The organism is Arthrobacter sp. Y3223065, assembly GCF_059090885.1.
On the sequence record NZ_JBNHGC010000003.1, the window covers coordinates 168,764 to 181,989 of the forward strand.

At 66.8% G+C, this 13,226-nt stretch carries 14 protein-coding genes; 8 read left to right on the forward strand and 6 right to left on the reverse strand.

Features of this window, described 5'->3' with window-relative positions; all coding sequences use genetic code 11:
* Positions 1-26 precede the first annotated feature (26 nt).
* A complete protein-coding gene (gene tgt, locus AC5RUK_RS09400) occupies positions 27-1,286 on the forward strand; it encodes a tRNA guanosine(34) transglycosylase Tgt (protein ID WP_494151993.1) in 1,260 nt (419 codons plus the stop codon).
* Between the two features lie 139 nt (positions 1,287-1,425).
* Here tgt and AC5RUK_RS09405 read toward each other — a convergent pair whose 3' ends face one another.
* From AC5RUK_RS09405 to AC5RUK_RS09415, 3 genes are all read right to left on the reverse strand, one after another.
* Positions 1,426-1,743 (reverse strand): hypothetical protein, encoded by a 318-nt coding sequence (locus AC5RUK_RS09405; protein WP_493988757.1) that lies wholly within the window; start codon positions 1,741-1,743, stop codon positions 1,426-1,428.
* Positions 1,740-2,135, reverse strand: a complete 396-nt coding sequence (locus tag AC5RUK_RS09410) for a GNAT family N-acetyltransferase (protein WP_493988756.1) — start codon at positions 2,133-2,135, stop codon at positions 1,740-1,742. The genes AC5RUK_RS09405 and AC5RUK_RS09410 overlap by 4 nt, the downstream gene beginning before the upstream one ends.
* A 278-nt stretch (positions 2,136-2,413) precedes the next feature.
* The gene (locus AC5RUK_RS09415) at positions 2,414-3,127 is read right to left on the reverse strand and encodes a TetR/AcrR family transcriptional regulator (protein WP_493988755.1); all 714 of its coding nucleotides are present in this window, start codon (positions 3,125-3,127) and stop codon (positions 2,414-2,416) included.
* 322 nt (positions 3,128-3,449) lie between these two features.
* Here AC5RUK_RS09415 and AC5RUK_RS09420 point away from each other — a divergent pair, with 322 nt between their 5' ends.
* Entirely contained in the window at positions 3,450-3,686 is a 237-nt protein-coding gene (locus tag AC5RUK_RS09420; protein ID WP_493988754.1) for a hypothetical protein, read from the forward strand.
* Here AC5RUK_RS09420 and AC5RUK_RS09425 read toward each other — a convergent pair.
* Positions 3,653-4,360 carry a queuosine precursor transporter gene (locus AC5RUK_RS09425; protein WP_494106736.1) on the reverse strand — a complete coding sequence of 236 codons (708 nt, stop codon included), beginning with the start codon at positions 4,358-4,360 and terminating at the stop codon, positions 3,653-3,655. The two genes, AC5RUK_RS09420 and AC5RUK_RS09425, sit on opposite strands and share 34 nt — an antisense overlap.
* Positions 4,361-4,586: 226 nt before the next feature.
* On the opposite strand from AC5RUK_RS09425, the gene AC5RUK_RS09430 reads away from it, so the two are divergent.
* Both AC5RUK_RS09430 and thiD read left to right on the forward strand, forming a co-directional pair.
* On the forward strand, positions 4,587-5,039 hold the full coding sequence (locus AC5RUK_RS09430) for a hypothetical protein (RefSeq protein ID WP_493988752.1): 453 nt from the start codon (positions 4,587-4,589) through the stop codon (positions 5,037-5,039).
* A 119-nt stretch (positions 5,040-5,158) separates the two neighbouring features.
* The gene (gene thiD / locus AC5RUK_RS09435) at positions 5,159-5,992 is read left to right on the forward strand and encodes a bifunctional hydroxymethylpyrimidine kinase/phosphomethylpyrimidine kinase (protein WP_493988749.1); all 834 of its coding nucleotides are present in this window, start codon (positions 5,159-5,161) and stop codon (positions 5,990-5,992) included.
* A gap of 127 nt (positions 5,993-6,119) precedes the next feature.
* Here thiD and AC5RUK_RS09440 read toward each other — a convergent pair whose 3' ends face one another.
* Positions 6,120-6,746, reverse strand: coding sequence for a malonic semialdehyde reductase (locus AC5RUK_RS09440; protein WP_493988748.1), 627 nt, complete (start codon positions 6,744-6,746; stop codon positions 6,120-6,122).
* 278 nt (positions 6,747-7,024) lie between these two features.
* Here AC5RUK_RS09440 and AC5RUK_RS09445 point away from each other — a divergent pair, with 278 nt between their 5' ends.
* Entirely contained in the window at positions 7,025-7,960 is a 936-nt protein-coding gene (locus AC5RUK_RS09445; RefSeq protein ID WP_493988916.1) for an NADP-dependent oxidoreductase, read from the forward strand.
* Between the two features lie 138 nt (positions 7,961-8,098).
* On the opposite strand, the gene AC5RUK_RS09450 is transcribed toward AC5RUK_RS09445, so the two are convergent.
* A complete protein-coding gene (locus tag AC5RUK_RS09450; RefSeq protein ID WP_493988747.1) occupies positions 8,099-8,578 on the reverse strand; it encodes a TetR family transcriptional regulator in 480 nt (159 codons plus the stop codon).
* 225 nt (positions 8,579-8,803) lie between these two features.
* Between AC5RUK_RS09450 and AC5RUK_RS09455 the strand changes: the two genes are divergently transcribed.
* From AC5RUK_RS09455 to AC5RUK_RS09465, 3 genes are all read left to right on the forward strand, one after another.
* Positions 8,804-10,030 carry an MFS transporter gene (locus tag AC5RUK_RS09455; protein ID WP_494106737.1) on the forward strand — a complete coding sequence of 409 codons (1,227 nt, stop codon included), beginning with the start codon at positions 8,804-8,806 and terminating at the stop codon, positions 10,028-10,030.
* Positions 10,031-10,282: 252 nt separating this feature from the next.
* Positions 10,283-11,932, forward strand: coding sequence for a catalase (locus tag AC5RUK_RS09460; RefSeq protein WP_494106738.1), 1,650 nt, complete (start codon positions 10,283-10,285; stop codon positions 11,930-11,932).
* A gap of 141 nt (positions 11,933-12,073) precedes the next feature.
* Positions 12,074-13,144, forward strand: coding sequence for an NAD-dependent epimerase/dehydratase family protein (locus AC5RUK_RS09465; protein ID WP_494106739.1), 1,071 nt, complete (start codon positions 12,074-12,076; stop codon positions 13,142-13,144).
* Positions 13,145-13,226 lie beyond the last annotated feature (82 nt).

A 13,226-nucleotide genomic window follows, 5' to 3' on the forward strand; every position in this document is an offset into this window, starting at 1 on the left:
GCCGCCCGGTAAGGCAAAATGGTGGGGTGCCCCAGTCAGATTTTTCCTTCCGCGTCGGCAGCCGCCTGGCCGATACCGCCCGCCCCTCCCCCGCCCAAGTGGAGGACAACGGGGGCGGGTTCCAGGGCCGCACCGGAACCATCACCACCCCGCACGGGGAGATACAGACCCCGGCCTTCATCGCCGTCGGCACCAAAGCCACGGTCAAGGCCGTGCTTCCCGAGTCGATGAAGGAGCTCGGGGCCCAGGCGTTGCTGGCCAACGCGTACCACCTGTACCTGCAGCCCGGGGCGGCGGTGCTCGACGCGGCCGGCGGGCTTGGCCGGTTCATGAATTGGGACGGACCCACCTTCACCGATTCCGGCGGCTTCCAGGTGATGAGCCTGGGTTCCGGGTTCAAGAAAGTCATCAGCATGGACGCGGCCGCGGCAGGCAGCGGCTCCGATGACCGGGTGGCACCGGGCAAGGAACGCCTGGCCCATGTGGACGACGACGGCGTCTGGTTCAAGTCGCATCTCAACGGCGACAAGCACCGCTTCACGCCGGAAATCTCCATGCAGGTGCAGCACCAGCTGGGGGCCGACATCATGTTCGCCTTCGACGAGCTGACCACGCTGATGAACTCGCGCGGCTACCAGGAGGAGTCGCTGGAACGCACGCGGCGGTGGGCCGAGCGGTGCGTGACCGAGCACGAGCGGCTCACCGAGGAACGCTCCCACCGGCCCTACCAGGCGCTCTTCGGCGTGATTCAGGGGGCCCAGTACGAAGACCTGCGGCGCAAGGCCTGCCGCGACCTCGGAGCGATGAACTTCGACGGCTTCGGCATCGGCGGCGCGCTGGAGAAGGAGAACCTGGGCACGATCGTCCGCTGGTGCACCGAGGAGCTGCCCGAGGACAAGCCCCGGCATCTGCTGGGCATTTCGGAACCAGACGACATCTTCACGGCGATCGAGAACGGTGCCGACACCTTCGATTGCGTCTCCCCCACCCGGGTGGCGCGCAACTCCGCGTTCTACACCCCCGACGGCCGCAAGAACCTGTCCAACCGGCGGTTTAAGTTGGACTTCGCGCCCTTGGTGGACGGCTGCGACTGCTACACCTGCGCGAGCTACACGCGCGCCTACATCCACCACCTGTACAAGGCCAACGAGATGGTCAGCCACACCCTGATTTCCATCCACAACGAGCGCTTCACCGTGAAACTGGTCGACGATGCGCGGCTGGCCATCGACAGCGGTTCCTTCTTTGATTTCAAGGCCGAGGTACTGGGCCGCTACTACGCCTGATCTGCCCGGACTGGCCCGGGACAGTGCCCCGGGAGGCAGGGGCAGGCAGGCAGGGGCGGGGCAGTTCCCGGCACGCGGAAGGCCGCCGTCGTTTCCGTGAGGACGACGGCGGCCTTCCGCGTGTGGGCGCGTGCCGGTGTCAGGCAGCCAACGCCACGTCGGACAGCTCCGTGCTCGGAGCCAGGATCTTCAGCCGGCAGTCGGACTGCCCGGGATCGGCATGGGCGGGCAGCGTTCCGGCCTCCGCGCATTCTTGCAGGCATGCCAGGACTGCCCCGTCCACGGAGGCATTTTGCAGGTCAATGGTTATCTGAAGTCCCGCGGCCAGCGAGTTCGCCCGCTTGGCGAGTGAGTAGACGGCCAAAACGTTCCGCTCGTCGACGCGCCCGCGTACCTCGATGTGCGCGGCTGAACACTCCAAGTCGACCCGGACCGTGACCTTGAGTTTGCCACTCATCGGGCCGCAGCCTTCGGCGCCGCGGAACTTCGCACTGAACCGGTGGAGGCACGGCGCCGACGACGGCCGGCCTTGCCCTCCAGGGCCCATGACTTGTGGAACCGGCTGCGCTGTTCCTGCGGTACCAGCCGGAGGAATACGGGATGGTTGAACACTTGCTGCCTGGCTTCCTGGCAGAACGGCAGCACCCGGAGCCGGCGGCGGTGCGCTTCAACGAGTGCCCGGCGGACCAATTCGCCGGCGAGGCCCAGCCCGCGGTGCCAGCGGTCTTCGTCAATCTGGAGGAGCCACATTTCGCCGTCTTGGATCTTGTACTGCAGCGACGCGGCCACTTCCCCGTCCACATAGGCGTCGAAGCGTGATGCGTCGTAGTTGTTGCGTATTACCTGCATGCCTCTCCTCACTTAGCGTCTCCAACCGGAGGTGCGGTCGGGACGCGACCGGCTCCCTGGCTGGGAACCTCAGACCCGGCGGTGCCGGACTGAACGGTAATCATGCTTACGATGTAAGCAAAGCATGCTTATTATCAATCTGCAAAGTGGCGCAGCTAAATCGCTCTACCGCAGACGCGATAGAGCACGTCGGCGGAAGCGCCGCGGCACGGTGGCCTAAGGGCTAAGTGCACGGCAGCGGAAGCGCCGCGGCAGCGAGGTGCAGACCCTGTGAGATATCAGGCCAGCTGACTGTCCAGGCGCTCAAGCAGCCAATCCAGCGAGGCTTCGAATTCCTGCTTGGCGCGGTCCTGGGAAAGCAGGCCCTGCAGTTTCTGCAGCAGCGGATAGTCGGTCAGGTCTGTTTGCCCGGGCGGCGGTGGCGTGCCCTCCTCGACCGGCCCTATATCGGCACCGAGCGCAGCCACCTCCAGCAGCAAGTGGCCAATGAGGAAACTGCTGAAGGCCCGGTAGGCCTCCACCGCCTGTTCATTGCTGAACCCCGCGCCGGTCATGGCCTTGAGGAACGATTCGACCCACTTCAGGCTGCGCAAGGGCGGCTGCACCCAGGGGGCCTCGGTGGGGCGCGTGGCAATCAGCGGGAACACCTGCGGATGCTGAACGGCAAGCCGGCGCAGTCCGTGGGCCAGCCGCAGCAGGTAGTCCTGCCACCCGTGGCGGGGTTCCACATACACTTCCGGGTCGCTGTACAGCTCGTCGACAACTATCTCCACGATGCCGTCAAGCAGATGCTCCCGCGACGGCACGTAGCGGTAGAGCGACATGGCCTCGACATCCAGCTCCGCACCGAGGCGCCGCATGCTCAATTGCCGGACCCCGTGCTGCTCGATGAACGCTGCGCCAGCCTCCAGGATTCGCTGTCGATCCAGTCGCTGCCTGTCGTGGCCGCCGTGGCCCGCTTCAGCCGCCGAAGAATGTTCGGGTTCGACCATTGACCGCTCCCTCCCTGCATTCGCGCCCCAGCCTACGCGCCGGGCTTCGCCCTGTCCTCCCGCCCGCCGGCCCGAGCCCCCTCAGCGGCCGGTTAATTCGGCACCGGACGTACGTGATTTTCCGCGGTAACCCGCGGTTTTGCCGCCGTTGGCCGAAGTATGAAAAGTTTTGGGCGCCAGACGCCAAAAAATCGACGGCGGGACTCGATTCCTTAGGCCTTACATTGTAAGCTGGGGCTTCCGGGGCCCCGGACTCCGCATCACCGATGCTGACATGCCCTGCGGGCGGGATTCGTCCCTCGGCAAGATAGGAAGTAGAGCAATGGATGAGCACTTGAAACAGGTCTGGACCGCCTCGGCCGCGGTAGAAACGCTGCAGGGCGAAATGGATCAGGCTGAGACGGTTCTGGACTCTGCGATCGACGAAGCGCTCAAGGCCGGGGCTGCCCCGGAGGAGATCGGCGGAGCAGCGAACTTGTCTCCGACGGAGCTCAGTGAACGCGTCCCGGCGCTCGCCGCCGAGGATCAGCCTGCGGAAGAAGACGGCGCACCCGTGTAGGACGGTTCGCGTTTCTTCACCCGCCCGATGACGGCGGAAGTGACGGGAACGAAGAGGAATTCCACCGCTGTCTTGTAGATGAAGCCGACGGCCACGTAGTTAACGAACGTGGGAACATCGCCGATGCCGATCACCGAGGCGGCGATGGAACAAAAAATCAGCGTGTCCGCGAATTCTCCGACACCGGTCGAACCCATCAGGCGCGCCCACAGCCGGCGTTCACCCCAGCGCTCCTTCATGCGCACCAGCACCCAGGAGTTCAGCGTCTGGCCCACGAGGAAGCCCAAAAGGCTGGCCAGCACGATCAGCGGCACCGGGCCGAGCGCACCTTCAAGAGCCTCTTGTTTCATCTGCCCGAACTCGTCGTCAAAGCCGGGCAGCGCGATGATCACCCAGTAGCACAGCGAGGCGAAGACCGACAGCGCGAAGGTGGTGAGGATGGCTTTCCGCGCCACCTTGAAGCCGTAGACCTCGCTGATCACGTCGCCCAGAATGTACGCCAGCGGGAACAGGAAAAATCCGCCGTCGGTGACGATGGGACCCAGCGCAACGCCCTTGGAAGCGCCGATGTTGGACAGGATCAGGACCACTGCCATGACGGCAAGCATGATGCCGAAGTAGGGGCTGCCGATCGAGGCAAAACGCGCAGGCGCGCGGGATTGCAGTTCAGTCATGATGGTGTTCACCCTCGTAGTAGTGGTTCGCGCAACGTTTCGCACCTCCCGGTGACCTGGTGAAACGTCCGCTGTATTAGCACTAGTGGTCCGTCTGCCACCCGGACCGCCAACCATTCTCCCATGCGCGCGGGGGCTTTCCTGCACGAGCATGTTCCCCCGGCGCATTCTCCCGCACCTGCGCCGCCCGGCTGCTCCACGGCCGCCGCCGTCCTATTCTGGCTGTATGAGCGAGGTGCCCGAACCCGACGACTTCGAGGACAACAACCCGCGCCACCGGGTGACGTTCGGGTTCGCGGCCTTCGTGGTCGGATTCCTCGTGGCCGTCTCCGTGTTCGCGCTGGGCGCCCTGCTGCTCACTCTGGCCGGTGGTCCGCTTAGCTGGCACCAATTCGCCTCGGCGGCACTCCTGGCGCTGGTCGTCGGGTTGTATGCCGGCGGCGTCGGGCTGGTCATCGGTGCGCCCATCGCCTTTGTGCTGGGCATGTTGCTCCGGCCGGTGGCCAACCAATGGCTGCACGTGCTGGCGTTCTTCGCGGTCATGACGGCGGCTTCGTTCCTGATCCTGGTCTCGCTCTCCAGCGGCGACCCGCTCGGCACGCTGGAACTGGCGGCACTGATCGGGTTGGCCGCGGCGATCGGCCGGTTCAGCGTGTGGCGGATGGTGGACATCCGCTGAGCCGGCGCGAACCCAAGGGCGTCCCCCCCCTGCTCCCCTGTGCGTCCGCACGTTCGCCCGGCGGTGAGCGCCGCCGTCGTTATTAGGAGCCTGAGGGTGTGTCAGTGGAAAATAGCCGCATGTCTGTTTCCACTACCGAAACCAACCGGCCCGCCATCACGCTGACCATCGCCGGCTCCGAAGCCACCGGAGGCGCGGGAGCGCAGGCGGACCTGAAGACCTTCCAGGCTTTAGGCACCTACGGCATCACCGCCCTGACCTGCATTGTGTCCTTTAATCCCAAGGACAACTGGAACCACCGCTTCGTCCCGGTGGACGCCGGCGTCATCGCCGACCAGTTGGAGGCCATCCAAACCTGTTATGAAGGGTCGCTGAGGACGGTCAAGCTGGGCATGCTCGGCTCGCCCGCGACCATCGACACCGTCGCGGCCGCGCTGCAGAACCAGGAATGGGACAACATCGTGCTGGACCCGGTACTCATCTGCAAGGGGCAGGAACCCGGCCACGCGCTGGACACGGACCAGGCGCTCAAGGCGCAGGTGTTGCCGCTGGCCACCTTCGTCACCCCGAACCACTTCGAAGCCGAGTCCCTCTCCGGGATCACGATCAACGACGTCGAGGACCTGAAACAGGCCGCCAAAATCATCCACGAGGCCTCAGGCGCCGCGGTGCTGGCCAAGGGCGGCGTGCGCCTGGCCGGCCCGGACGCGGTGGACGTCTTCTACGACGGCGAGACGCTCGAAGTGCTGTCCGCGCCGAAGGTCGGCGAAGTGGCCGTCTCCGGGGCCGGCTGCTCGCTGGCCGCCGCGGTGACGGCCGAACTGGCCAAGGGCGCCACCCCGCTGCAGGCGGCCAAAACGGCGAAGGACTTCGTCACCGAGGGCATCAAGGCCCGGGTTTCCTCCAACGCCCCGTTCGACGCCCTCTGGCAGGGCGGCGCCGCGCTGTCCTGACCTGCGCCCCCGGCGCGCGCCCGCTTCCGGGCCAGGTGGCCTTCTTAAACGCCGACGGCGGTGCCCTCCCCGGGAAGCTCGCAAGCCTCCGGTGGGTGGGCACCGCCGTCGTCAGCGGTTGACGGGATCAGACCGTCTGGACGGCGATCTCCGCGTCCAGGCGGGGCAGCCGCGGGAACCAGGGGTTCTCGCCCGGGGTGCCGACGTTGACCACCATGAACGTGCGGTGGGAGGTACCGGCGTTGAAGTCCTCGTCGATGCCGGCGGCGTCGAACGCGCCCATCGGGCCGGCGTGCAGGCCCACGGCGCGGACGGCCATGATGAAGTAGCCGGCCTGCAGCCACGCGTTGTTCTTGGCGACCTCTGCACGCATTTCGGCGTTGTCGTCGAACATTGCCTTGCGCTCGGGAGCGTGCGGGAAGAACGTCTCAAAGTGCTCGTGCCAGTCGGCGTCGTAGCTGAGCACGGCGACCATCGGAGCCGTCAGCGTCTTGGCGCGGTTGCCTTCCGCCATGCGGGCGCCCAGCTTTTCGCGGGCCTCGGCGGAGCGGACCCAGGTGATGCGCAGCGGCTGGTTGTTCATCATGGTCGGGCCCATCTTGGCCAGCTCATAGATGGCTGCGAGCTGCTCGTCCGAGACCGGCTCGGTGGAGAAGGTGTTCGCGGTGCGGGCTTCCAGGAACAGCTGGTTCGCGGCCTCGCGGTCCACGGACAGTTCGTTCTCCAGGCTGACGTCAACGGTTTCGACGCTCATGTGACTCCTTAGTTGAGGGATGGGTCTACAGGGTTGAACACCGCCTCTCCACGCCGGAATTTCCTGCCGGCCTGTGAGGTTCGTTACGCCCCGGTCCTCTGAGCCGCGGCACGGCGATGCGGACACGCCTGAATGGGGGCCGCCCGCGGGAGGGCCGCCCGCGGGAGGGCCGCCCGCGGGAGTGCATGCCCCGTTCCGTGCGGCCTTTGCATAGGCAAGAGCCCAGCCCGCCACTAGGGTGGAGCGAAACAGGAAGGCGGCATCCGTTGGTTAAGACCATGCAGGCCATGACCTACTCCCGTTACGGCGGACCGGAGGTTTTGGAGCAGTCAGAGGTTCCGCGGCCGAAGGTGGCACCGGGTTCCGTCCTCATCCGGGTCAAGGCAGCCAGCGTGAACCCGGTGGACTGGAAGGTGATGTCCGGCGGACTGGACTCGATGCTGGACGTGCACTTTCCGGTGATCCCGGGCTGGGACGTGGCCGGAGTCGTCGAGGAGGTGGGACCGGATACCCCCGAATTCACGCCCGGCGACGAAGTCTATGCCTACGGCCGCCGCGACACCGTCAGCGGCGGAACCTACGCGGAGCTCGTGGCGCTGCCGGTATCAATGGTGGCGCGCAAGCCGGAATCGCTGGGCTGGGAGCAGGCCGCCGGCCTGCCGCTTGCAGGGATGGTGGCACAACGGACCCTGGACGCCATGGCCCCCGCAACCGGCGAGACGCTCCTGATCCACAACGGTTCCGGCGGCGTCGGTCGGATTGCGATCCAGCTCGCCGTCGAGCGCGGCCTCCGGGTCATCGCCACCGCCTCGAAGCAACACCACCAACGGCTGCGGGACCTGGGGGCCGAGCCAGTGGAATACGGCGACGGGCTGGTGCACCGCGTGCGCGGGCTCGCCCCGCAGGGCGCGGACGCCGTCGCGGACTTCGTGGGAGGCGTCCTGGAGGAAACCTTGGCCGTGCTGCGCAACGGCGGACGGCACGCGTCGATCGCCGATCCGACCGAAGCCAAACGTGGCGGCCACTATATCTGGGTACGTCCGGACGGTGCCGAGCTCGCACGGCTGAGCGAACTGGCCGACGCCGGCAAGCTCACCGTGGACATCGACCGCACGTTTTCAATGGACCAGGCCGCGGACGCGATGCGCTACAGCCAGGAAGGCCACGCCTCCGGCAAGATCGTGCTGACACCGTTCGCGGGACACGCCGGCTAAGGCAAGGCCGGCTCAGGCAAGGCCGGATAAGGGGTCACGCCGCAGAAGGCAGCGCGGCCGCGACGCGACGGACGCATGGACCCTCACTGCCACGGGCCCGCCCCAGCGGTTAAGCTGCGGGCGGGCCCGTCGGCGCTGTCAGCCCTTCGGTGACGCCTGTCCCTTGGGCGCCAGCTCGGCCAGCAGTTCCTTGAGCCGCGCGTCGGTCAGGTACGTCATGCCGGTGAGGACGTCGGTGATCCGGCGTCGGTCCTCGGGCCGGAACCGCGTGCTGTCCAGCATGTCGGAGACCCACAGCCCGTCCATCGCCAGCCTGACGATGATCCCGATGATGCCAACGGGCTCGCGCGGGTCAAGATCCTGCCGGTCCAGCCGCTGGTTCAGGTAGACCAACGATTCGGCCAGGTTCGGTTGCCGTATCGCCGTGGACAGCAATGCCGTCTGGTTGCGGTCGTTGTTGGCCTGGGCGTCGGAAAACGCCGCGATGTAGGCGCGCTCCTCGGCGCCCAGCGGCTCCGGATCGGCGTCGGCACGCTCGCCCAGCTCGTGAACCAATTCCATGATGATCGCTTCGACGTCGCGCTCGACCTCGTCGATCGGCGCCCCAGGTTCGAACATGTTGCCCTCCCGTAGTTCCCGGCGGGTTTGCCGCCTTGGCCAGTCTATCCACCCCGGCGCGGCACTGCCGCCCCTCGGTTTGGTCCGCCGCTCCTGCCCGCTCCGCCCACATCGTAGTCAACTATTACGACGCCGGAGCCCGTCTTACGTGCCGCGCGTCACCCCCTCTCCCGCCATGGATAGTCTGTACAGGCAACTAATCGAAACCCGCGGGGAAGGAGCAGCGTGGCCACCACCAGCGCCACCCGGCCGCGGGGCGATGCGGCATGGATCGTCGTCGTTCTTGCCGGCGTAACAGCCGCGATGCACATCTGGAAGCTGCCTTCCGCCATTCCCGTCATCCAGGACGAGCTCGGCATGTCCCTGGTGCAGGCCGGAGTGCTGCTGGGGGTGGTGCAGGTGGCCGGCATGGTGGGCGGCCTGGCGGTTTCCCTGCTGGCGGAGATGATCGGCGCGCGCCGGTGCCTGCTCGCCGGCCTCTGGCTGCTCATCCTCGGATCGGTCATCGGGGGCTTCGCCGACTCGGCCGCCCTGCTGATGGCCTGCCGCGCCCTCGAAGGCGCGGGCTTCCTGCTGACCACGGTGGTGGCGCCGGGACTGATCCGGGCGAACACTCCCGGCGTCCGGGTCAACCTGGCGGTGGGCTTCTGGAGCGCGTACCAAGGCTTCGCGACCTTCGCCGGACTGGTGGCCAGCGCGCTCATCCTGCAGGCCACCAGTTGGCACACGTGGTGGTGGATCATGGCCGCCCTGACGCTCATACCGATCCCGCTGGTGCTGAAGTTCGTGCCGCAGGACCCGGCGCGCGGCCGTTCCGGCCTGCCTGCGGCCACCCGTCGCATCGGCCGCACCGTCCGGTCCGCCAAGCCGTGGATCGCCGGCGTGGTGTTTGCCTGCTACACCGTCCAGTGGATGGCCGTGGTCGGCTTCCTGCCCACCATCTACGAGCAGAACGGGGTCACCGGCATCTGGCCGGGCATCCTGTCCGCGGTGGTGGGCGGCCTCAACGCGGTGGGGGCCATCGGCACCGCTCCCCTGCTGCAGCGCGGCGTCCCTCCCCGCCTGCTGATCATCCCCACCTTCATCCTGATGGGCACGACGACGGTGCTCACCTTCGGCATCGACTGGACCGTGGCGCCGGGCGGCATGGCCATCCAGTTCGCCTGCGTGGCGCTGTTTTCCATGGTGGGAGCGGTGATCCCGTCCACCCTCACCCGCATGGCCGTGGACCTGGCGCCGGCGGACGGGTCGCCCCCGGCCGCCATGGGATTGATGCAGCAGATCTTCAACGTCGGCAACTTCACCGGCCCGGCCATCGTCGCCTGGCTGGCCACGGTCACCGGCGGCTGGCAGTCCACCTGGTGGATGACCTGCACGTTCGCGGCCCTTGGCATCGGCCTGAGCCTGTACTTGAGCGAGAAACGCCTGGGGCTCAGCTTCGCCCACCGGTAGAGGGTGCCGGAGTGCTGAGGCTTCGCTCCCAGGTATCGGACTATCTGCCCATCTTTGGCGACCGGTAAAGCGCGCTGACTAGGCAAAACGCCAGGAGCCGCCGCCTATACGTGGGAGCGAAAAGCACCGCCCCCGGCCACTCCCCGCGAAGCTCGGCCGCACCGCCGTCGGACTCTTGCCCTCGCCCCGGCCGAGGAGGAAGCTGGAATCACGGCAAGCGGCCATCCCCTATTTCCCTAGGAGTGATCAGCCATGACCGATGCGGCCCAGTCCCCGGACCAGCCCCTGACCAACCGCCAGGGCCACAAGGTCTACGACAACCAGAACACGCGAACCGTCGGCGCCCGCGGCCCGGCGACCCTGGAGAACTACCAGTTCCTGGAGAAGATGAGCCACTTCGACCGCGAGCGCGTGCCCGAACGCGTGGTGCATGCGCGCGGCATCACGGCCTTCGGCTACTTCGAGGCCTACGGCAAGTGGGGGGACGAACCGATCTCCAAGTTCACTCGCGCCAAGCTGTTCCAGGAAGCGGGCAAGCGCACCGACCTGGCCATCCGCTTTTCCACCGTGGCCGGCGGCCGTGATTCGTCGGAGGTGGCCCGCGACCCGCGCGGGTTTGCCGTGAAGTTCTATACCGAGGACGGCAACTGGGACATGGTGGGCAACAACCTGGGCGTGTTCTTCATCCGCGACGCGATCAAGTTCCCCGACTTCATCCACTCGCAGAAGCCGGATCCGGTGAACTTCGAGGCGTCGGTGCCGAACCGGGCGATGGACTTCTTCAGCCAGTCCCCCGAATCCATGCACATGGTCATGCTGGTCTTCAGCCCCCGCGGGATCCCTGCGGACTACCGGCACATGCAGGGCTTCGGCGTGAACACCTACAAGTGGGTCAACGCTGCCGGCGAGACGGTGCTGGTGAAGTACCACTGGATGCCCAAGCAGGGCGTGAAGTCGCTGACAGCCGAGGACGCCGCCAACGTGCAGGCTCAGACCCTCGGCTCACACACCAAGGACCTGTACGACGCCATCGAAGCCGGCAACTACCCCGAGTGGGAGCTGGTGGTGCAGATGATGTCCGACGACGAGCATCCCGAACTCGACTTCGACCCGCTGGACGATACCAAGGTATGGCCCGAGGAACAGTTCCCTCCCCAGCCGGTCGGCCGGATGGTGCTGGACCGCACCGCCCAGAACTTCTTCGCCGAGAGCGAGCAGATCGCGTTCGGCACCGGCGTGCTGGTGGACGGCCTGGACTTCTCCGACGACAAGATGCTGGTGGGCCGCACGTTCTCCTACAGCGACACCCAGCGGCACCGGGTTGGCCCGAACTACCTGCAGCTGCCGGTCAACAGCCCGAAGGTGCCGGTAGCCACCAACCAGCGGGACGGCCAGTTGACGCACTTTGTGGACACGGCGCCGGGCCAGAACCCGCACGTGAACTACGAGCCCACCATCACCGGCGGACTTCAGGAGGCGGAGAAGGATTCCGGCTACCACCACGCCATCGGGCCGGAGATCAGCGGCCGGCTGACCCGGGAACGGATCGAGCGGACCAACGACTACCTGCAGGCCGGCCAGCGGTTCTACCTGCAAGAGGCCTGGGAGCGCGAGGACCTGATCACCAATCTGACCAACGCCTTGTCCCAGTGCGACAGGCCCGTTCAGGAGCGCATGCTCTGGCACCTCTACATGATCGCGGACGAGCTCGGCGCGGGCGTGGGCGGCGGCATCGGCATCTCGCTGGACGAGGTGAAGGACCTTGGGCCATTGGCCAGCCAGAATCTCTCCGAAGCGGAGCAGCAGTGGATGGCCAACCTCGGCAAGAACGGGCCGCGGGACGTCTCCGGGCTAACCATGACGCACTGCGTGCCCAACGAACGCGTCAAAATGGAGCGCTAGCCTTCACCCTGCAACTTACAGCTTCAAGCGCCTGCTGACCTGCGGCGATGCGTGAGGCAACGCTGAATCCTGCGCAGATTCCGGCGGCCAGCCGCCGCACCGGCCCTCGCCAAGCCGTGGTATCCGCGGTAGCGTCTGTGCATGCGAGTCGCGGTGGTCGGAGCCAGCGGAAACGTCGGTACAGCAGTGCTGCGCCGGCTGCAGAAGGCGCGGGGCGAACGTGCTGACGACGTGGAAATCGTAGGCATTGCGCGGCGCGTGCCCGATGCCACGACGGAACCTTACGACGGCGTCACGTGGGTTTCAGTGGACATCGCCTCCCGTGATGCACAGGAAAGGCTCGCCCAGGCTTTCAAGGGATGCGACGCCGTCGTCCATCTCGCGTGGCTGCTGCAGCCGAACCACGATGAATGGCAGTTGCGCCGGGTGAACGTGGACGGCACCTCGAACATGCTTGCCGCTGCCACCAACGCCGGCGTCGGGCAAGTGGTCTGCGCATCGTCGCTCGGCGCGTACAGCCCGGGTCCGAAGCACTCCCGGGTCCGCGAGGATTGGCCGGCCAGAGGCATCGCCAGCTCGCACTACAGCCGGTTCAAGGGCCAGCAGGAAGCGCTGTTGGACCAGTTCGCCGACGACCACCCGGAAATTAAGGTGGCACGGCTGCGGCCCGGCCTGATATTCCAGGCCGAGGCCGGCAGCCAGATCGGCCGCTACTTTGTGGGCCGGTGGATCCCCAAGTTCTTTATTAATCGGCTGCGGCTGCCGCTGTTCCCGTTTCCCGAGGAGTTTATCTTCCAGGCATTGCATGCCAATGACGTGGCGGACGCGTATTGGCGGGTGCTGGACCAGGGCGCGAGGGGCGCCTTCAACGTCGCGGCCGAGCCGGTGGTAACGCCCGGCCTCGTCGCCTCCCTGTTCGGCGCCCGGCGCTGGCTGCCCGTTCCCGTGCCGCTGGTGCGACAGTTGGTCGGCGCTGCGTGGTCCGTCCGGCTGTTGGCCAGCGACCCCGGCTGGGTGGACATGGCCCGCTACGCTCCGGTCATGGACACCAGCCGGGCCAGGGATGAACTCGGCTGGGTGCCGCAGGTGGATTCGTTGGCGGCGATCCGTGAAGTCCTGGCGGGAATGGCCAGGGCCGGAGGGGTTACGGAATCCCCCGCGATGCGCCCGCGCAGCCGCTGGACCCGTGCGAAGCCGAGGACCGACGCGTAGTGTGGCCCCATGGGCATGCCGCGCGATGAGCGCCATTGCCCGGGCTGATCCCACAGGACGACCCGCTCGAGAAGGAGGACCT

What these genes read in the sequence shown, in the direction of transcription:
- AC5RUK_RS09410 (WP_493988756.1), bottom strand. Translation starts at nt 2,135, where the DNA reads ATGCAGGTAATACGCAACAACTACGACGCATCACGCTTCGACGCCTAT.
- AC5RUK_RS09420 (WP_493988754.1), top strand. Translation starts at nt 3,450, where the DNA reads ATGGATGAGCACTTGAAACAGGTCTGGACCGCCTCGGCCGCGGTAGAA.
- AC5RUK_RS09445 (WP_493988916.1), top strand. Translation starts at nt 7,025, where the DNA reads ATGCAGGCCATGACCTACTCCCGTTACGGCGGACCGGAGGTTTTGGAG.
- AC5RUK_RS09450 (WP_493988747.1), bottom strand. Translation starts at nt 8,578, where the DNA reads ATGTTCGAACCTGGGGCGCCGATCGACGAGGTCGAGCGCGACGTCGAA.
- AC5RUK_RS09465 (WP_494106739.1), top strand. Translation starts at nt 12,074, where the DNA reads ATGCGAGTCGCGGTGGTCGGAGCCAGCGGAAACGTCGGTACAGCAGTG.
- AC5RUK_RS09415 (WP_493988755.1), bottom strand. Translation starts at nt 3,127, where the DNA reads ATGGTCGAACCCGAACATTCTTCGGCGGCTGAAGCGGGCCACGGCGGC.
- AC5RUK_RS09425 (WP_494106736.1), bottom strand. Translation starts at nt 4,360, where the DNA reads ATGACTGAACTGCAATCCCGCGCGCCTGCGCGTTTTGCCTCGATCGGC.
- AC5RUK_RS09405 (WP_493988757.1), bottom strand. Translation starts at nt 1,743, where the DNA reads ATGAGTGGCAAACTCAAGGTCACGGTCCGGGTCGACTTGGAGTGTTCA.
- AC5RUK_RS09440 (WP_493988748.1), bottom strand. Translation starts at nt 6,746, where the DNA reads ATGAGCGTCGAAACCGTTGACGTCAGCCTGGAGAACGAACTGTCCGTG.
- AC5RUK_RS09430 (WP_493988752.1), top strand. Translation starts at nt 4,587, where the DNA reads ATGAGCGAGGTGCCCGAACCCGACGACTTCGAGGACAACAACCCGCGC.
- AC5RUK_RS09460 (WP_494106738.1), top strand. Translation starts at nt 10,283, where the DNA reads ATGACCGATGCGGCCCAGTCCCCGGACCAGCCCCTGACCAACCGCCAG.
- thiD (WP_493988749.1), top strand. Translation starts at nt 5,159, where the DNA reads ATGTCTGTTTCCACTACCGAAACCAACCGGCCCGCCATCACGCTGACC.